Source organism: Pedobacter gandavensis, from assembly GCF_032678465.1.
GTDB classification, from domain to species: domain Bacteria; phylum Bacteroidota; class Bacteroidia; order Sphingobacteriales; family Sphingobacteriaceae; genus Pedobacter; species Pedobacter gandavensis_B.
This window is the reverse complement of sequence record NZ_JAVTSK010000001.1, coordinates 76,547-96,512: the sequence shown is the minus strand read 5'-3', so window position 1 is coordinate 96,512 and position 19,966 is coordinate 76,547. Positions and strand designations below refer to the sequence as shown.

At 40.8% G+C, this 19,966-nt stretch carries 15 protein-coding genes and 1 pseudogene; 6 read left to right on the top strand and 10 right to left on the bottom strand.

The genetic code is table 11. From position 1 onward, the window contains the following. Positions 1-119: 119 nt before the first annotated feature. From ffh to ruvX, 8 genes are all read right to left on the bottom strand, one after another. Positions 120-1,460: a signal recognition particle protein gene (gene ffh, locus R2Q94_RS00385; RefSeq protein WP_316819452.1), complete on the bottom strand. Its 1,341-nt coding sequence runs from the start codon at positions 1,458-1,460 to the stop codon at positions 120-122. 84 nt (positions 1,461-1,544) lie between these two features. Then, positions 1,545-2,567 (bottom strand): DUF3078 domain-containing protein, encoded by a 1,023-nt coding sequence (locus R2Q94_RS00380; RefSeq protein WP_316819451.1) that lies wholly within the window; start codon positions 2,565-2,567, stop codon positions 1,545-1,547. Between the two features lie 71 nt (positions 2,568-2,638). Further along, positions 2,639-2,944 (bottom strand): hypothetical protein, encoded by a 306-nt coding sequence (locus R2Q94_RS00375; protein ID WP_316819450.1) that lies wholly within the window; start codon positions 2,942-2,944, stop codon positions 2,639-2,641. Between the two features lie 26 nt (positions 2,945-2,970). Beyond that, positions 2,971-3,723 (bottom strand): hypothetical protein, encoded by a 753-nt coding sequence (locus R2Q94_RS00370; protein ID WP_316819449.1) that lies wholly within the window; start codon positions 3,721-3,723, stop codon positions 2,971-2,973. Between the two features lie 48 nt (positions 3,724-3,771). Further along, the gene (locus tag R2Q94_RS00365) at positions 3,772-4,665 is read right to left on the bottom strand and encodes a glucosaminidase domain-containing protein (protein WP_316819448.1); all 894 of its coding nucleotides are present in this window, start codon (positions 4,663-4,665) and stop codon (positions 3,772-3,774) included. 17 nt (positions 4,666-4,682) lie between these two features. Then, complete coding sequence (locus R2Q94_RS00360; protein WP_316819447.1) at positions 4,683-5,363, bottom strand: glucosaminidase domain-containing protein; 681 nt, start codon at positions 5,361-5,363, stop codon at positions 4,683-4,685. Between the two features lie 3 nt (positions 5,364-5,366). Then, the gene (locus R2Q94_RS00355) at positions 5,367-6,002 is read right to left on the bottom strand and encodes an O-methyltransferase (RefSeq protein WP_316819446.1); all 636 of its coding nucleotides are present in this window, start codon (positions 6,000-6,002) and stop codon (positions 5,367-5,369) included. 61 nt (positions 6,003-6,063) lie between these two features. Continuing rightward, complete coding sequence (gene ruvX / locus R2Q94_RS00350) at positions 6,064-6,480, bottom strand: Holliday junction resolvase RuvX (protein WP_316819445.1); 417 nt, start codon at positions 6,478-6,480, stop codon at positions 6,064-6,066. Between the two features lie 50 nt (positions 6,481-6,530). Here ruvX and R2Q94_RS00345 point away from each other — a divergent pair, with 50 nt between their 5' ends. The 3 genes and pseudogenes from R2Q94_RS00345 to R2Q94_RS00335 all read left to right on the top strand — a co-directional run bounded on the left by R2Q94_RS00345 (position 6,531) and on the right by R2Q94_RS00335 (position 9,806). Further along, the gene (locus tag R2Q94_RS00345; protein WP_316819444.1) at positions 6,531-7,679 is read left to right on the top strand and encodes a hypothetical protein; all 1,149 of its coding nucleotides are present in this window, start codon (positions 6,531-6,533) and stop codon (positions 7,677-7,679) included. Between the two features lie 2 nt (positions 7,680-7,681). Next, positions 7,682-8,503 (top strand): annotated as a pseudogene (locus R2Q94_RS00340) (stage 0 sporulation family protein); the annotation flags it as partial. A gap of 823 nt (positions 8,504-9,326) precedes the next feature. Next, a complete protein-coding gene (locus R2Q94_RS00335; protein WP_316819443.1) occupies positions 9,327-9,806 on the top strand; it encodes a gliding motility lipoprotein GldH in 480 nt (159 codons plus the stop codon). On the opposite strand, the gene R2Q94_RS00330 is transcribed toward R2Q94_RS00335, so the two are convergent. Together R2Q94_RS00330 and R2Q94_RS00325 are read right to left on the bottom strand one after the other, a co-directional pair. Next, the gene (locus tag R2Q94_RS00330) at positions 9,803-10,453 is read right to left on the bottom strand and encodes a DUF6266 family protein (protein WP_316819442.1); all 651 of its coding nucleotides are present in this window, start codon (positions 10,451-10,453) and stop codon (positions 9,803-9,805) included. The genes R2Q94_RS00335 and R2Q94_RS00330 overlap by 4 nt on opposite strands. A 272-nt stretch (positions 10,454-10,725) precedes the next feature. Further along, the gene (locus tag R2Q94_RS00325) at positions 10,726-12,027 is read right to left on the bottom strand and encodes a UDP-N-acetylmuramoyl-tripeptide--D-alanyl-D-alanine ligase (protein ID WP_316819441.1); all 1,302 of its coding nucleotides are present in this window, start codon (positions 12,025-12,027) and stop codon (positions 10,726-10,728) included. Positions 12,028-12,116: 89 nt separating this feature from the next. Here R2Q94_RS00325 and R2Q94_RS00320 point away from each other — a divergent pair, with 89 nt between their 5' ends. The 3 genes from R2Q94_RS00320 (at position 12,117) to R2Q94_RS00310 (ending at position 19,966) form a co-directional block, all read left to right on the top strand. Continuing rightward, positions 12,117-14,618 carry a M14 family metallopeptidase gene (locus tag R2Q94_RS00320; RefSeq protein ID WP_316819440.1) on the top strand — a complete coding sequence of 834 codons (2,502 nt, stop codon included), beginning with the start codon at positions 12,117-12,119 and terminating at the stop codon, positions 14,616-14,618. 672 nt (positions 14,619-15,290) lie between these two features. Beyond that, positions 15,291-18,470, top strand: a complete 3,180-nt coding sequence (locus R2Q94_RS00315; RefSeq protein WP_316819439.1) for a SusC/RagA family TonB-linked outer membrane protein — start codon at positions 15,291-15,293, stop codon at positions 18,468-18,470. Positions 18,471-18,481: 11 nt separating this feature from the next. Beyond that, positions 18,482-19,966: a SusD/RagB family nutrient-binding outer membrane lipoprotein gene (locus R2Q94_RS00310; RefSeq protein WP_316819438.1), complete on the top strand. Its 1,485-nt coding sequence runs from the start codon at positions 18,482-18,484 to the stop codon at positions 19,964-19,966.

Below are 19,966 nucleotides of genomic sequence, written 5' to 3'. Positions count from 1 at the left end.
CCTATAAAGTGGTGAGCATCCGACAAATAAAAGGGAAATAAAATCAAATAAAAAACCCGACACATTCAGGTCGGGTTTTCCATATTTATCAAAAAATATTCTTTTTTAATTGGCGTATTTTACATTCTGCCCATTGGCATTTTAGGCATATTCTTCATCATTTTAGCTGCTGCAGCTGGATTAGAGAATTGCTTCATTACTTTACGCATATCTTCGAACTGTTTGATCAGTTTCGTTACATCTTCAATTTTGTTTCCTGAACCTTTTGCAATTCTTGCACGTCTGCTTTGTTGGATGCTATCAGGATTTTCTCGCTCGTATTTGGTCATCGATTGAATGATGGCTTCCACATTCTTGAAAGCATCATCTTCGATCTCCACGTTCTTCATCATTTTGCTGACACCAGGAATCATGCCCATCAGGTCTTTCATGTTACCCATTTTCTTGATCTGCTGGATCTGGCTGTAGAAATCGTTGAAATCGAATTTGTTTTTGCGGATTTTCTTTTGAAGTTCTGCAGCTTCTTTCTCGTTGAATTGCTCTTGTGCACGCTCAACAAGGGAAACTACGTCACCCATACCTAAAATACGTGAAGCCATTCTGTCTGGATAAAATACATCCAGAGCTTCCATTTTCTCACCAGTACCTACAAATTTAATCGGTTTGTTTACGACTGATTTGATCGATAGGGCTGCACCACCACGGGTATCACCATCCAGTTTGGTTAACACCACCCCGGTAAAGTCTAACCTGTCGTTAAAAGCTTTGGCCGTATTTACCGCATCTTGTCCAGTCATGGCATCTACCACAAACAGGATTTCATGAGGTTTTGTATGTTCTTTTACGGCAGAGATTTCATTCATCAGTTCTTCGTCTATTGCTAAACGACCTGCCGTATCGATAATAATTACATTATTGTGCTGTTTTTTACCTTCAGCAATACCTTCCATCGCAATGGCTACCGGATCTTTGGATTCAGTATTTGCATAAACAGGTACGCCAACCTGCTCTCCAAGGATCTGCAACTGATCTACCGCTGCAGGGCGGTATACGTCGCCAGCTACCAATAAAGGCTTTTTGCCTTTACTTTTCAGGTAATTAGCCAGTTTTCCGGTGAAGGTAGTTTTACCTGCACCATTTAGTCCGGCGATCAATATGATGGTTGGGTTGGTTTTAAGATCTAACTCTGTTACTTCACCACCCATTAAGGCAGTCAGTTCATCGTTCATTACTTTGGTCAGCAACTGACCTGGAGAAACAGCAGTAAGTACATTTAAGCCCAGTGCTTTTTCCTTCACTTCATCTGTGAAGCTCTTGGCTGTTTTGTAATTTACGTCGGCATCTAACAAAGCCTTACGGATTTCTTTCATGGTTTCAGCCACGTTGATTTCTGTAATACTGCCTTGTCCTTTTAAAACTTTAAATGCACGGTCTAGTTTATCCTGTAAATTTTCAAACATTTTCTTTAATGCTTAGTGATCAATTTTTTGTGAAAGCCAAAGTTATTAATTTTGGCTGAATGATATGGGAATATTTGTAAAGTATTACCTCGGGAAAACAAACATTACGCCAATAGCAAGAGTTTGGTTCGCCTGGATCTTCGGATTGGTATCCTTATCCAACAATCCAACACCGTTTATGCTCACATTCATTAACCTGTTTAATTTCGAGGTAAGGGTGACATCCAGACGGTGATCAATGTTGGCCAGAGATCTATCGTAAGGAATAAACATCTGATATCTTGCTTTCAATACGGTATTTGTGAAAATTTCTTTCTCAAAATTACTCACGATCTGAAAAGCCAGCTCATTTCTGAATTTTTTCCCCTTAGGCACCCCATAATTAGTCAAACTACGGTTTACTGAATCAGGAGGGGTAATGAACAATTCCTCTGGCGCAAGCACGAAAGTTTGTTTCGCTGTACCTGTACCAATTCGAGTGGAGAAATATTTATTTGGTTTATACTCAAAACCCATGGATTCAGTTAAGTAGCCTGGCGACATAAATTTGGAAGTCAGTATTTCTCTTTCTACACCTGAGGCATCATTATAATATCTAAAGCCTTTATCAAATTGAGATTCAAAGTTGATGGATCCGAAGAAATACCAGTTTTTAGAAAGCTGAATTGCGGCTTTATTATCCCAAAATATACGATCTCTAGTTTTTTTCTGCAGCTGTCCTTTATTTCTCACCTTTCCGTATTCCAGGATCAGTTCGCTGACATAACTTAAGTTCTCTTTGCTGTATTCTGCTTTGTAATTGATTAGGCCACCTAAAGCGATCGAGTTCACTCCACCACCTGTCCAGTTGTTGGAGAAAGCAGCCTGGGAGAAATTAATGCCTACAGAAGTTCTGGTTTTCCAGTAATTTACTTTAGCATCTACCACCACTGGGCTAAGGGGCACAGGTTTAAAGATCAGGTTTCCCGTTCTGGAAGGCAGAGGGCTACGTTTAAGTTTAATGTCTAAACCTTTAGTATCAATTGGAATGCTATCTACTTCCTGGGCAGATGCGGAATTGAGGGACACGACTAAGGTCAATAAGAAACTGGCGTAAAAAATCTTCATTCCTACAAAGAAAAACAAAAATGTTGCTTATTAAAAGTTTAATAGCAAACTAATTGCAGAAGCAGAGGGATTTACGGCTTTTCTGCCCGGTAAAGCCACCAGGAAAATAGTTTCCGTTTTTTTAAATAGCCTAAATCGGCTTCATTTGCATAGGCTTCACGCTCAAAGCGGATGTTAAAGTAAGCCAGGTAATGGTTTTTAAAACGATACAGGTTTAACAAATAGTTCAGGCCATATAAAAGGTAAAAAGGCAGGATCAGGAGTTCCAGCTGCTGACGCAGGTGAATGCGTTCATGATTGATCAGGCTGGGGTTATTCTTTTGATGTTTAGCTTGCAGAATGATAAAGGGAAAGATGGCCATTGCATTTGCAGACATCCGGGGCCATATCAAAAAGAAATACCTCAAAACTCCTCAATGGTTAGTTTTGGCAGGGATGGTAGCCGGAATGCTGCTGGATTTCGCTTGTAACTGGCATAACTGTTTTTTAAGAATACCACAAAAGCATAATCGGAGGCATTGAGTACAAACTGGTAAGTAGGCCGGTATTGCTGCATAAAATCTGCCGCTTCATAATCCCCGATATGTAATACTTTTTTGACATATTCCGGCTTGAAGCGGTAGTCAATGATGGCTTCTTTATAATCTTTTTCCAGGATCTTTTGCAGGTGCCGGGCATTTTTACCTTCCCGGCTCAGCAGGTTGTAAATGGCATCAATGCCAAGTCCAACTCCGCCTGTTCCTAAATTTAGGAGGTCTTTGGCTTTGCCTTTGTCCAGCGCGTACTTGTACTCTTTTAAAGTAAGCTCATGGCGCTGCTGTGGAGTGTATTTCTCGCCAAGAATAGCTACTTCTCGTAGATTGATTCCCAATGATTTCAATTGAAAATAAACGGCTTTCTGGCCTTTATAAACAATTGTATCCAGGGCATAGCCTTGTAAAACAGCAAATAAAGTATCTCCTACGGCTGCTTTAATGCTAAATTCTCCCTTGGGGTTGTTGTATATCCCTTCGTCTTTACTGGAATTATAGACATACACTTTTGCCAGACGCAATTTTGATTCTTTGTCAATAACAAATCCCTGCACAACAGGTTGCTGCGCAAAAATTCTAAGGCTCAGAAAAAAAAGTATAAGGAAAAAACCTAACCGCTTCATTGAAAACAAAATTACAAGATATCTAGCCTTTGGGATTAAAGATTAACATTATTTAACTAAGATCAGTTTTTGTCCGATTTTAATTCCTTCCTCTGCAAGACTGTTTAGCGTTTTAATGTCTTCAATGCTAATATTGAATCTTTTGGAGAGGTTGTATAGGGTATCTCCTTTTTGTACGGTATAAGTCCTACCAAGGCCTGAATTGTCCACTGAATCTGCTCTGGCGGAGATCGTTCCTGTGGTATCGGTTGGTGTTTTGATGACCTGTTTAGAAGCTGGGGTCGCTACGGGTGTGAATTTTTTCTTTTCCTGGCTGATGCCGGCATTGATTTCAGAGAATACCTTGTCTTCTCTTTTTAGTTTTTCTCTTTCTGTTTCCGACTGGTCATATTGATTCAGTTGGTACTTTTCAATGATGTTGATCAGCATGGTCGGATATTTTGGATTAGTGGCATATCCAGCCTGTTTTAGGCCATAAGCCCAGTTTTTATAGTCATTTTTGTCTAACTCAAAAAGAAAACTATAGCGTTTTCTTTTGAGAAACTGAGAATGGTCTTTATAAGACTCTCTCGCATCTTTATAGACACGAAAGCAATCATCACTTTTATCGTCGTCTTTATAATAAGCTTTTCCTTTCCATTCAGAAGTACATTTGATCCCAAAATGGTTGTTGGCATATTTCGCCAGGCTGCTGTTCCCGCTACCCGATTCAATAATCCCCTGTGCCAGCGTAATACTTGCAGGAATCCCAAAAGCATTCATTTCTTCAATCGCTACTGCTTTAAACGATTCAATATAGTTTAAAGTAGTATAAGAGGGCATATTTGGATTTGCTTTATTGGCTGCTTTCTCTATTTGCTTGTTATTGCGACTGTATTGTTTGGTTTTACAGGCAAAGAATAAAGGCAGGATCAGGGCAAGGAGTCCTATTCTACTTTTCATTAGAAAGTTATTGTTCATTAGATTCTTATTTTTTGTCCGGGTTTCAGCTTGATGCTTTTCAATCCGTTCTTTTTCATAATTGCTTTTGTGCTGGTGTGGTAACGTTTGGCGATGGTACTTAAATTATCTCCACTTTTCACCGTATATCGTCTTCCTGTAGTGCTGGCGGTCTTTCTCTTGGCCGTCCGTACCACAACCGGGGGCTCTATATAATCCTCCGGTCTTTCATCGTACTGGTAAAGTTCGTATTTTTTGACAAGACCAACGATTTGCGATGCCCAGGAACGACTGGCAGCATAGCCTCCACGCTGGATTCCTCTGGCCCAGGCCCGGTAATCATACTGATCGTACTTTTCAAACAGTGGGCTGAAAGTTGCTCTGCTTTTCAAAAACTCAATAAAATGATCATATGATGCTTCTACAGTTTCATAATCGCGATAGGCTGATCGGATTTCCGTATTGCTATTTGGTCCTTTGATGCCAAAATGGTTGTTCATATAGCGGGCAATTTTGCTTTGTCCGGCGGCTGATTCATGAATGGCAACAGCAATGATGACGCTTGCCGGGATGCCATTTTCGCGCATTAACTCTTGTGCATGTTCTACGCGATCAGTAATATAATCTTCTGTACTTTGGGCCTGCGCAGCAAATGTAAAAAGTGTGATGCTGAGCAAAATCGACCATAGTTTTTTAATCATATTTTATTTTTTTCTGATGATAAAAAGTCCGTCCCTAATGGGGAGGATCAGTTTTTCCACACGGTTGTCGGCCGCTATTTTATCATTAAATGTACTTATATTTTTAGTTCCTTTATCCTGGTCTGGCTTTAGCACTTTTCCACTCCAAAGCACATTATCTACGATAATTAGTCCACCAGGACGCACCCGGTCAAAAATCTGATCATAATAAGTACCATTATTTTTTTTATCGGCATCAATAAATACCAGGTCGAAAGTCTCGTCCAGTTCATTGATCGTTTGTGTGGCATCGCCTAAAATGTAGCGGATTTTTGAAGGCTCGGGAGCCGCAGCAAGGTTGCGGATCACCATTTCTTCCAGCTCCTCATTCTTGTCCAGTGTATAAATAATTCCATCCTGGCTCAGGCCTTCTGCCAGACAGATGGTGGCGTATCCTGTAAATGTACCAATTTCTAAAATTCTTCTCGGGCTGATCATTTTACTTAAAAAACTCAATACGCGACCTTGATAATGGCCGGAAATCATTCTCGGCATCAATACTTTCAGGTTAGTTTCGCGGTCTATTTTCTTCAATAAATCCGATTCAGGTTCGCAATAATTGAGCAGCAACTGCTGCATATCGTCATTAATCAGGCTCATAATCTATTTAATCAGCATTTTTATTCTTTAATTGGATGAGGTGTACCATGCTATTATTGCACTATAAACGGGGCTGTTCCATAAAATATTGCAGGATGATAGTCGCCGCAATGGTATCCACACGATCTTTATCTCTACGGTCTTGTTTTTTAAGTCCGCTTTGCATAATGGCCTGATGGGCCAGTTTAGAAGTAAAGCGTTCATCAATCCAGAACTGAGGGATATCAGGAAAGGTTCTTCTTAAGATTTTTGCAAAACCTTTCACATGCTGTTTGGACTCGGAAGGTGTTCCGTCCATTTGTATTGGATCTCCCAGCACAAAAGCTTCCACAGCTTCTGTGAGCATGTATTTTTTCAGGTATTCGATGATGTCTTTCGGGTGTATGGTGTCTAACCCGGTAGCAATAATTTGCAGGGGGTCTGTAACGGCAATCCCGACCCGTTTTGTTCCGTAATCAAAAGCTAGAATTCTCGGCATAAATGCAAATATGCAAATCAATAATCTAAAAAATTGTTATTTTGCACCAAATGCAATTTAAAGACATCATCGGACAGGAACAGATTAAGGCGCAGTTGGTACAGACAGTTGCCGAAAATAGGGTGAGTCATGCTCAGTTATTTTTGTCTGCCGAAGGGAGTGGTGCTTTACCCCTGGCCATTGCTTATGCGCAATACATTAATTGCCTTGATAAGCAGCATGATGATAGCTGTGGAGCCTGTTCTTCCTGCAGGAAGTATGAGCGTTATATCCACCCTGATTTGCATTTTTCTTACCCATTTTTTGCTTCAAAGGATGCCCGGATTGCAGTTGATGTGATCGACGAATGGCGTAGCATGCTTCTGGAAGATCCATATTTTGATATGGATATCTGGCGTTCTAAACTGAATGCAGAGAATAAACAAGCGAATATCAATATTGCCGAATGTCACGACATTATAAAAAAGCTGAGTTATAAAGCTTTTGAAGGAGAGACCAAGGTTTTGATCATGTGGTTGCCGGAATATCTGGATAGAGAAGGAAACTCTTTGTTAAAAATCATTGAGGAACCGCCTGCAAACACTCTATTTCTGTTGGTGGCCAACAATCAGGAGCAAATCCTGTCGACTTTGTTGTCCAGAACTCAAATTGTAAAAATTCCGAAGTTACCACATGAGACCATAGAAAACTACCTTTGTGAAAAGCATGGTATGCCGGAGGAACAGGCGATAGAGTATAGTTTCCTGGCGGATGGAAATTTGATTGAGGCAAAGTTATTATTGGCCAATACCCAAAATGGCAATGCGGATAAATTTGCAGAGTGGTTGAGGATGGGATATGGTAACCGTGTGCTGGAACTGACTACCTTTGTGGAACAGGCCGCTGGTTGGGGAAGAGAAAATCAAAAGAATTTTTTAAAATACGGAATTAATTTTCTGAGGGAATGTAGTCTGCTGTTGAGCGATGCAGAAGTTCTGGTAAAACTGCCCGCAAGAACATTAGATACTGCAAAAAAGCTAAGTGAAAAGGTCCTGGATCTACCGATGGCGGAGGCCATTATTCAGGTGTTGGAACGTGCTCATTACCATATTGAAAGGAACGCCAACCCTAAAATTCTGTTTTTAGATGTATCTTTACAATTGGTAAAAATAATTAAGTTTAAAACGCTCCCGAAAGGGACTCAATATATATACAATTAACTATGGGATGTGGAAGTTGTTCTACAGGTGGCGGTTGCGCCCCCTCAGGCTGCAAAAGTAATGGCTCATGCCTTACCGGAGGCTGCCAGAAATTAGAAGTTTACGATTGGCTGTCGAATTTGGACATGCCCTCAAATTATATACCTTTTCAAGTAGTAGAAGTTAAATTTAAAGGTGCCAGGAAAGAATTTTTCCTGAACAATGACAACATCTATCTTGAAATTGGCGAATTGGTAGCCGTAGAAGGCCCAACAGGTGGTTACGACGTAGGTCACATTTCTCTTACCGGGGAATTGGTGCGTATACAGATGAAACGTCGTAAGACCCCAATTGATCAGGTAACCAGGAGGATTTACAGAAAAGCTACGGAAGCGGATGTAGAGAAATGGAAATTGGCAAAAGGCCTGGAATGGGAAACCATGCACAAAGCCCGTACGCTGGCTTTGGACTTGCGTTTGTCGATGAAAATCTCTGATGTAGATTATCAGGGTGATAAAACCAAGGCGACTTTTTTTTATACTGCTGAAGGGCGTGTAGATTTTAGGGAATTGATCAAGAAAATGGCAGAAACGTTCAGGATCAGGATTGAGATGCGTCAGATTGGTATGAGACAGGAAGCAGGCAGGCTGGGCGGAATTGGCTCATGTGGCCGTGAATTGTGCTGTTCTACCTGGTTAACAAACTTTAAGACAGTATCTACAGCGGCTGCCAGGTATCAGAACTTGTCATTGAACACTTTAAAACTTGCCGGACAATGCGGAAAGTTGAAATGCTGTTTAAATTATGAACTGGATACTTATCTGGATGCTTTGAAAGATATTCCAGATCGCATAGAGAACCTGCAAACGGAAATTGGCGTTGCCCGTCATCAGAAAACAGACATCTTTAAGAAGCTAATGTGGTTCAGTTATCCTAACATGGAAGATTGGATTCCTTTAAAAGTGGACCGTGTGAAAGAGATCATGGCCATGAATAAGAAAGGATTGAAACCAAATAACCTGAAGGAAGAAGCGGTTGAACTGGTGTCGACTACAGTGATTGAGAAGATCCCTGATTATGAGAATGTGGTTGGTCAGGATAGCTTAACACGTCTGGACGATAAGCCTAGAAATAAAGGCAACCGCAATAATAACAACAGAAATAACCCGCCTCGTACTGGAGAGCAAAGGCCAAACAATCATCAGAATAGAGGTGATAAAACGGCCAGACCAGAGAAGCAGGCAAGACCTGGACAGCCTTCTAAGATACGTCCAGAGGGCAATAAAAACACCCAGTCTGGTCAACCTGCAGCTCAACAACAGCCAAAGGGCCAGGGTCAGGCTGGAAATGCAAACCCTGCTAAAGCTCAGCAAAGGGCTGCTCAAGGTGGACAGGCAAAGGGTCAGTCTAAAGGACCAGGTAAGGGACAGGGCAATCCAAATAAACCTGCTGGAACACCTGGTAATGCAGGGCAAGCTCATTCCGGACAGCCTAAGGGGCAGGGACAGCAGAAAGCTGCTGGACAGCAAAAAGGAGCGCCAGCCGCTCAAACACCAGAAGCAACAGGAGCTGCTGCTGAAGGGGCTAATCCTGGAACACCAAAGCCGAGCCGTAATAACAGAAACAGAAATAATAACCGCAGAAAAAAACCAACGGATAAGCCTGCAAATGAATAATTTTAAAGCCGTTTTAGTGCTAATTACGGGGATCTTAACTACTCTTTTGAGTGGTTGTGATCCCCATAATGTGATTGATAATAATGTTTCTATGCCTTCCAGAAACTGGAGCTATGACCATAAGGTAAAAGCGGTAATTGAGATTACCGACAGCAGTAAGCCTTATGATATTTACTTCAAACTTCGCCATACCGCTGATTATGGTTATTCCAACATTTTTGTGTTAATGCACCTGCGCAAGCAAGGTGAAAAAAAGCAGAGCAGACGATACGAATATCGCCTGGCTCAACCTGATGGACAATGGAATGGTTCCGGTTCTGGTAATCTTTATACCTATACTTTGCCTTTACTGACCAATTATAAGTTTCCCGCTCCGGGAAAGTATGAGTTGGAACTGGAGCAAAACATGCGCGACAACCCACTGAAAGAAATCAGTGATGTGGGTATTAAGGTTTCCGAAATCATACCTTAGCCTAAATCCTCTTCAGGGTCATTTAATGTTCCAAGATATTTGCTGTCGGATACCTGAGTTCCATCAGCGCTTCGAAGGGCAATATAGATGGCGGTAGGCAGTAAAATTTCCTCCTCATTTATTAATAAAAATACCTGCCCGTCACTTCTTTTGGCCGCATTTAGATGCTCTTCCACTCGCTTTTTGTTTTTGAAATAAAGTAAGATCATGACCAGATCATCATGTTCCTCCCGCTTATAATTCAACTTCGGATCCCAGCTGAACTGAATGCCTGTAGAAAGTTTCTCCACTTTGATATCTGTGATGACTGATAAATCCCCCTGACTCAGCATTACTTTCGCATAATCAACTTCAATATTTGGATAAACTCCTTTTAAAGCATACTTTTTATGATAAGCAGTTGCCAGGTTGTGCGGATGCTGATCAGTCCCTTTTGCTTGTAAGCCATAACCCAGATTGATGAACTTCAGCATATGCCGAAGCAATGTTGTTGTCACCGACATGGCTTGGCAATTGGCCAGTTGTAATGGGCTCAATTGTGCAGTCTTTCCAATTGTTTTGCAAATGGTTTTTCCCTTTCTCTGATAGAAAACCATGTCTCCGATTTTTCCATTGGGCACGCCAAGGATGTTCTTAATGATTGCCATAAATTTGTATTTACAGAAACAATTCATTTTGTTTCTTTAAATACAAGAATAGTTAATTTTTACCGTGGTTTTTATGCAGGGCAATAAGATGAACTGGGTTAGAGCTCTGATAGACAGGTGGGAAATGGCTTCATTTCCAGGGTTTTTATCAGGGTTTCAAAGCCCGGTTGGCCCTAGCAAGCCCTAGCAGAACCCTACAAAATTACCAATAGAACCCTTATCGCCTAAGCGGCAATATCAGTCATGTCATCACTCTAATGTCTGTGTAATTGTTACAATATGGGAAGCAGTTGTTCCAGCGCCATACCTCTTGAACCTTTGAGTAAGATCAGGCTATCTGTAATGGATTCCTTTTGTAGGAAGGCTGCTGCTGCTGCTGGATTTTGGAAAAAGTGTCCCCTGTGGCCTTCTTTTTCTTCATAGAAGTGTTTCCCGATGAAAATTAATGTGTGAACTGCTGTTTTTTCCGCTGTGGAGATGATCAGTTGATGTTGTGCGGCGGACTCATTTCCCAGCTCAAACATATCCCCAATGATGACTACTTTTTTGGCTGCTGAAAGTGATTCAATATTGGCTAATGCTGCGATCATACTACTTGGATTGGCATTGTAGAAATCACAGATCACCGTATTTTTATCTGTTTTACTCAATTGTGAACGGTTGTTTTTAGGCTGGTAGCCAGATAAACCCAGATTAATTTGATCCGCACCTAACCCAAAGAAATGACCAATACAAATTGCTGCAAGGATATTTTCAAAGTTGTAAGCTCCGGTTAGCTGGGTATGTAAGTCATGGATTTCTTCCTGATCTGTCCAGGCAAGCTCCAGAAATGGGTCTGTTTTTAGTAGCTTTCCTGTGATGGTATTGTTGGGTTCAGTCCCATAGTAAACGATTTTTGTTAAGCCTTTGGCCATTTGCATCTCCATTAGGTAGGGATTATCCTGGTTGATGAAAGCCAGGCCATCTTGTTTTTTCAAATACTGAAAAAGCTCTGATTTTCCTTTTTTAACGCCTTCAAAACCGCCAAATCCATCAAGATGTGCCATGCCAATATTGGTAATCAGGCCATGTGTAGGTTGAGCGAGTTCGCAGAGAAACTCGATCTCTTTCTGGTGATTTGCGCCCATTTCAATCACTGCAATTTCTGTTTCTTTAGTCAAAGAAAGTAAAGAAAGTGGTACACCAATGTGATTATTTAAATTGCCTTTAGTGGCAAATGTTTTATATTTTTCAGCAAGTACGGCATTGATGAGTTCCTTTGTCGTGGTTTTTCCATTGCTTCCCGTGAGCCCAATCACCGGGATGTTCAGTTGTTCCCTATGATGTTTAGCCAATTGTTGTAAGGCAGTCAGTACATCCGGGACTAAAATACTGCGTTGATCAACTGCATATTCAGAATTATCAATAATCACATATGCCGCACCTAGATTTAAAGCTTGTGCTGCAAAGGAGTTGGCATCAAAATTCTCTCCTTTAAGCGCAAAGAACAGGCAGTCTTTGGTAATGCTCCTTGTATCGGTGCATATGGTTGGGTAATTTAAAAAATGTTGATACAGGGAATCGATGGTTGACATATGCTTAAATCTAAATGATATGGTAAAATTACACTATGAAAGAGAAACAAAAAATATTCTTTAGTATTTTGGAGTCTTAATTCCTGATTATGAAGTATTATTTACTCTCATTTCTACTATTGCTGATTGGACTAAAGCCAGCGGAAGCGCAGCTCAAGTCGCCGGAAGAGTTTTTAGGATATCCTTTGGGTAGCAAATTTACACCTCATTATAAAGTACTGGAATATATTAAATATCTCGGCCTTGCCAACAAGAATATAAAAATTCAGAAATATGGGAAGAGCTATGAGGGGAGAGAGCTGCTGGTTGCGATTGTCTCTGCGAAAGAGAATATGGACAATCTGGAAGGGATCAGGAAGCAAAACTTAAGCCTGAGTAATGCAGAAGGCCTTACTAATCCCGAAAAGCCTCTTATTAAAGGAAAACAGCCTGTGATCCTGTGGTTTAGTTATAATGTGCATGGTAATGAAGCCAGTTCTACAGAGACGGCACTAAAAACCTTGTTTACCCTGGCAGAGGCGAAATCAGCCCAGATTCAGAACTATTTAAAAAATACCCTTGTGATCATCGATCCCTGCCTCAATCCGGATGGAAGGGAGCGTTATTTAAATTTTTTTGGCTCAACAATGGGCTTTCAGCCGAATCCGAATCCGAATGCGCGAGAACATATTGAGCCATGGCCAGGAGGCCGGTCTAATCATTATTATTTCGATCTGAACCGGGATTGGGCCTGGCAGTCACAGCTGGAAACTCAGCAACGTCTGGACTTATATCAGGATTGGATGCCACAGGTACATGTAGATTTTCATGAGCAGAGTTATAATGAACCCTATTATTTTGCGCCTGCAGCGGAGCCAATTCACCAGGACATTACTCCCTGGCAAAGGAGTTTTCAGGTGACGGTAGGGAAAAATAATGCAAAGTATTTTGATCAACATGGCTGGCAGTATTTTACTAAAGAACAGTTTGATCTGTTGTACCCTTCCTATGGCGATACTTATCCTTTATATAATGGTGCGATAGGGATGACCTATGAGCAGGGAGGGATTGGCGCTGGCCTATCGGTTATCACATTAGATGGAGATACCCTGACTTTAAAAGATCGGATTGAGCATCATTTTACTACGGGAATGGCCACTTTGGAAACTGTTTCCATTCATGCAAATCGCTTGCTGGAGGAGTTTGCGAAGTATTTTGAAAAAGGGCTCTTAAATCCGCCCGGAATTTATAAAAGTTATGTGATCAAGGCACAGAACAGGTATAGACTTCAAAAATTGGCAGAACTTTTAAAAAGAAATCACATTCAGTTCGCCTATGGTCTGGATAAGGAATTTACGGGATATAGCTATGAAAGCGGAAAAACTGAGCGCTTTAAAGTGGAGCGTAATGATCTGGTAATTCCTTTAAATCAAGCCAGAGCAGTATTGGCCAATGTGCTGATGGAACCACAAACGAAAGTGAGTGATTCCAATACTTACGACATTACCGCCTGGGCCTTGCCTTATGCATACGGTTTACCTGCTTATGCTAGTATGGAAGCGATCAAAGGCCAGTTTCCGGATCCGGAAGATGTTCGGGATGTTTTTCCTCCGCTGAGCAGGCCTTATGCCTGGATTTTGCCCTGGAAGGGGCTGCCGGATGCACAGGTATTGATGGCATTGCAAAAAGAGAACATTAAAGTTAGAATTGCAGAAGAAGCTTTCACTGTAGGCGGACGTAAATTCGAACTGGGTTCTTTATTGATTTACCGGATGGAAAATGAGCGCCTGGTTCCAAATTTAAGCACTAAAATAGCGGGCATAGAGAAAAAGATGAAACAACCTTTTTATCCGGCTGCAAGTGGATTTGTAGACCGAGGAAAGGATTTTGGTTCCTCTGCCTATCGGGTGTTGAATTTGCCGAAGGTGGGCATTGTGGCGGGCACAGAAAGTTCCTCACAGAGTGTAGGAGAGATCTGGCATTATATGGAACAGGAATTAAATTATCCGGTGACTCTGATGGCTTTACGAAATATTGAAAATCTTAACCTGAGTAAAATCAATGTACTCATCCTGCCTGATGGGACCTATCCGCTGGAAACTATCGATAAACTGGAAGACTGGATCAAACTCGGTGGAAAGGTCATTTTGTTGGAAGATGCTGTTCAAAGTGTGACCGATTCCAAGGTTTTCGAAGTGAAAAAGAAAGAAGAAACAAAAGAGGATGAAGTCCTAATCAATACAGTATCCTATGCCAACCGGAATTCGATAGACCTCTCTGATGCGATTCCCGGGGCAATATTTAAAGTTCATTTAGATACAGCTCATCCGCTTTCCACAAGTTTGGGTAAGTATTATTATGCCTTAAAAACTGACGACCATGTTTATGCTCCCCTGAGTAGGGGATGGAATGTAGGTTTATTTATGCGGGGTAGTTATGTGGCTGGAGTGGCTGGATCAAAGGTGCTTAAAACGCTAAGTTCCGGAATGACATTGGGTGTACAAAGCTTAGGTAAAGGGACTATTGTTTATATCGGAACGGATGTACTTTTCCGCTCTTTTTGGGAGAATGGAAAGCAATTGTTTTTAAATGCGCTTTTTTTGGTGAATTAATCAGCGGGTTTTGCCTTCCTTTCTGCCTTGTTTTTCAAATATTTGATGATTTAAACTGCTTTGAAGATGTTATTTTTCGGTTTCTTTAAAATAGAAAAATAACTCTTCTTAAGAAGTTTTGAAACAGGCTGTATTTCCCTTCTTATTATCGGTCTGCGCAGGTTTTATTTTGTGAAGCTTTAAAAATAAGGCTGGATTGAATGTAATTGCATCCGGGTCTTTTTTACAGGCTAAATTTTAAAAATCTGATATTCTCCTAAATCATGAGGCTTTGACAAATTTTTAATCATTAATTAAACGGTCCTTTTTATTACCCGGCGTTTATGATGGTCGGTTTTTCTATAATTTCATCGCTTTACTTTAAATTGAAATGCCTTTTGTTTTCTTATTGCGGAGGGGCTCTTAAAAAAATGAGCTAAATTTTTTATGGCTTGCTGAGCAAAGCAAAATAGGAAAGCAAATGCTAAGGTTGTTCTGACAAACGAATCAAATATTATTTTTATGTTGTTTTTGGAAATTTTATATGGCTTCAGACATAGGCAACAAAATTATTGCCATTAAAAAATGTCACAGAATTGTCATTTATATTTTGTGCTAATTTTCTTTGAACTCCTGAGCCATAACAATACTTAAATTTAAGTAATGATTTAACAACCTAAATTTAATCAACTTATGAAAAAACTTGTACTAAGTTTGCTCATTTTGATTTTTATCGCGGGAACTGCGATGGCTCAAAATCGAACAATTACGGGTGTAGTTACAGACAAGGAAGACGGCAAGCCGCTTCCCGGAGTAACTGTCAGAGTGAAGGGCACTAAAATAGGTACGCAAAGTAATAGCGACGGAAAGTATGCTATAGAAGCACCAAGTACTGCTACGGAACTCGAATTCAGTTATCTGGGTTATTTAACTCAGGTAAAACCCATTTCTTCAGGAAATGTAAATGTTGCCTTAGCTTCTGATTCCAAAGCACTAAATGAGGTGGTCGTAACCGCATTGGGAATTAACAAAGCAAAGAAAACAATCGGTTATGCGGAAACAACTGTTAAATCCGAAGAAATCAATAAAGCTGCTCCGGTGAGTATGCTTGGAGGTTTACAAGGTAAAGTTGCCGGTGTAACGATTTCGAACTCTTCAGGTTCTCCAGGTGGTTCTACGAAGGTTATTCTGAGAGGTTTCACCTCTATCGGTGGAAGTAATCAGCCTTTGTATGTAATTGATGGGGTGCCTTTGGACAACTCAAGTATTGGTTCCGACAGTAACTACGACTTTGGAAACAATGCGAATGACATTAACCCGAATTCGATCGAAAGCATGAGTATTTTGAAAGGATCGGCGGCAACCGCATTGTATGGTTCAAGAGGTTCGAATGGTGTCATCCTGATTACCACCAAAAAGGGTGCTGCAGGAAAAACAGTGATCGACTTCTCTCATGCCAGTACAATCACTCAGGTGGCTACTTTATTTAAGGTTCAGGATGTATTCGGTCAAGGTTGGGATGGTACTTTTATCCCTTCTGAAAACGGTAACTGGGGGCCTAAATATGATGGTGTCGTACGTCCCTGGGGAGCAATCGTAGACAATTCACAACTGTTAAAGCCTTTTTCTTACATTAAAAACAATGTAAGAGATGCTTTAGACAATGGTTTGGAGTTAAACAGTAATATTGCAATTAGTGGTGGAAATGACTTGAGTACATTTTACTTCTCTTATGGAAATGTATTTAGTGATGGCTATCTGCCAACCAATGCGGATTCTTATAAGAGGAATAACGTGACCTTAAAGGGCTCAACTAAACTTGGTGGCTTTTCCATTGATGCGAGTATGAACTATGTGACTAAAACACAAAGATTTGTGGCACAGGGTCAGGGGATATCAGGCGTGGGTTCTTCTTTTTATGAGGATATTCTCCAAATTCCAGGAGACATTCCAATCAGGGATTTACAGGATTATAAGAACAAGTTCTTTAACGTAGACAATTATTTTACGCCATATGCGGAAAACCCTTACTATTCTATTTATGAGAACGGTAGCCGTTATAAAAACGACCGTATCTATGGAAATGTAAATATGGGCTATAAAGTAAACGACTGGTTGTCACTACAATTCCAACAGGGAGCTGATGTTGACAACGCGGGCGATAAACAATGGCACAATAAAAATGCACCTTCCGTGGGTAGTTACAATGCAGGAGGAAATGTGGAAGGACAATCCAGAGCAGCCGACGTAGGTCGTGTCATAGAAGAATCGATTAAAACGTTCGAGTATGATTCCAAGTTTAATGCCATTTTCAAGAAAACCTTTTCGAATTTTGATTTGGATGGATTAATTGGGGTGAATTATAACGATAGAGGTTCCAGATTCTTAACTACTGCAGTGGAAGATCTGGCTATTCCAGGATTCTTTAATTTGAGTAATAGTGCCAATAAGCCAACGAGTGCGGAAGTGGAATCCCATCGCAGGTTATTTGGAGCCTATGCTACCGCAACTTTAGGCTACAAAAACAATTTGTTTCTGACCGTAACGGCAAGGAACGACTGGACTTCTACACTTGCACCAGGAAATAATAGCTATTTCTATCCGGCAGTGAGTTTAGCATATGTGGTATCTGATGCGTTTGACTTGAAAAAAACACCAATTAGCTTCTTAAAATTAAGAGCCAGTTATGGTGAAACAGGTAGTGATACACAACCTTACCGCATCAATGATGTGTTAAACCCGACCAATGTTCCTTTAGGATTTGGAAATATCAGTTTTCCAATCTTTGGTGTGGCAGGATTTACCATCGCGAATACTTTAAATAATAAAGATCTGAAACCAGAAAGAGTAAAAGAGTACGAATTCGGTATGGACATCAGGTTCCTGAATGAAAGAATTGGTTTGGATGTTACTTATTTCAACAGAAATAGAAATGACCAGATTCTTCCAGTGCCAATTGACCCCTCGTCCGGTTATCAGTTCAAAATATTAAACTTCGGTAAAGTAAGAATCCGCGGTATTGAGATGGCCTTAAATCTGAAACCGGTAGTGAGTAAAGACTTCAACTGGAACATGACTTATACTTTCTCAAGAGCGCGTAATACCGTATTGGAATTACCGGAGGGATTAGATAAAGTAATTATTAATAATGCCTATGAAGCAAATTTAATTGCTGAAAAAGGACAACCATTAGGGGTGTTGGAAGCTCCGGGTCCGGAATATTCACCAGATGGTCGTATTGTAGTGGATGCTACAGGATTTCCTGTCGTGGCTAGCGAGAATAAGAAATATGGTAGTATTCAACGTGATTTTGCCATGGGTTTAACGAATATGTTTTCTTATAAACGCTTCGGTCTTGGCTTTACCTTTGATTATCAAAAAGGAGGTGTATTCTATTCCGGAACGGCGGATTTGTTAAACTTTGTTGGTGCAGATAGAAAGACACTTTACAATGATCGCAGGCCTTTTATAGTACCTAATTCGGTACAAAAGGTGACAGATGCAAACGGAAATCTAATCAGATATGAAGAAAACGTAACGCCTATCCTGGAAGGAAAAATAGATGATTATTATTATCCAACCACCAATAAAGCCTTAGTTTATAGCAACCGTATTCTGGATAAAACCTTCCTTAAATTAAGAGAAGTAACCTTGAGCTACAGTTTACCTGAGGCTATTGCCGGAAAGATACTTGCAAAAAGGGCAACTGTTTCCGTATTTGGCAGGAATCTGATCACATGGCTTCCTAAATCTAACACCACCATTGATCCAGAGGTTTCCAATCAGGGAAATGACCTTGCCGGTGAGTTTGGTGAGTTTAGAACGGCGCCACCGGTTAGGTTCTTTGGGGCATCATTAAAAGTTTCATTTTAATTATTTGAGCGATGAAAAATATAACTAACTATATACGGCCATTGATCCTATCTGGTTTATTCTTGCTGACCTTTGGGTGTAAGAAGACACTGGATGTCAATGTTGATCCAAATAATCCAGCTATTGAATCGGCTTCTCCGGAAGTATTGCTTCCATCTGCTGTCATGTCTACCGCTGGCCGCGTAGGTGGTGATATGGCAATTTTAGGAGGGATTTGGTCACAATATTGGACGCAGTCTTTCGCCTCCAATCAATATAAAACCATTGATACCTACAACTTAACCAGAACTGATTTTAATGGCGCATTCGATCAGCTTTTTGCCGGGGCACTTGCTGATTATCAGTTGGCAATTAAAAAAGCACAGGCTGCCAGCGATTGGCGCTACAACCTGATGGCCACAATTATGAAAGCTTATACTTATCAGGTATTGGTGGACCTTTACGATCAACTCCCTTACACGGAAGCTTTTCAAGGTTCAGCCAATCTGCAGCCTAAATATGATGATGGCTATTTTATTTATCAGTCTTTGCTGACAGAGATCAATACAGCCTTAACGAAAGATTTTACAAGTGTTCCTTTAACAGCAAGTCAGAAAAAAGGTGATTTTCTTTTTGCGGGAGATATGGGGCGTTGGGTGCAATTTGCCAATACGCTGAAATTGAAAATGTATTTACGAATGGTTAATGCAAAGCCTGCAGAAGCAGAGACCGGTATTAGGGCACTCTATACGGCAGGTGCTAATTTCTTATCCGTTGGTGCAGGTATCGCTAAATTTGAAGATAGTCCGAACAACAGTAATCCAATGTATGAGTATAATGTGAGACGCTTAAATACGACTACAAATTTAAGGGCAAGTTATACCTTCAGCAGTTGGTTAATTGAAAATGAGGATCCTCGTGCTACTAAATATTTTGGTACCGCAAGTCCTATCGGACAAAATCAAGGTGATTTTGCCGCTACACAGCAAGAACAGCCAACCTATGCAAATGCAAGCGTAGCTGCCCAGTCAGCAATCGACCCGGTTTGGTTTATCTCAGATTCTGAGTCTTTCTTTATGCAGGCAGAGGCTTTGGAGCGTTATTATGGAGGTGCAGGTGCCGAAGCTCTATATGATCAGGGTGTTCAGGCATCCTTTACTGCCTCAGGTGCATCATCTGCAGGTTTCGTAGGATCAACCGGATTGTATGCCTATCCAACAGGCGGTAGCTTTGAGACAAAACTAGAGGCGATCATTGTGCAAAAATGGGCTTCTTTGCCAGGTTCACATGCTTTGGAAGCATTTTTTGAACAGCAACGAACTGGCTATCCGGTAACTTCTCCAGTATATTCGACAGTAGATAGTTATATTCCAGGACAGTGGGTTTACGCGAAAAACGGTGTTACCGGTAGCAATAGGTTCCCTAAACGACTGGTTTGGCCAGCTTCCTCAAGGGATAGAAACATCAATGTTCCTACGGAAGTTCCAATCTATGTTAAAGTGTGGTGGGGTAAATAA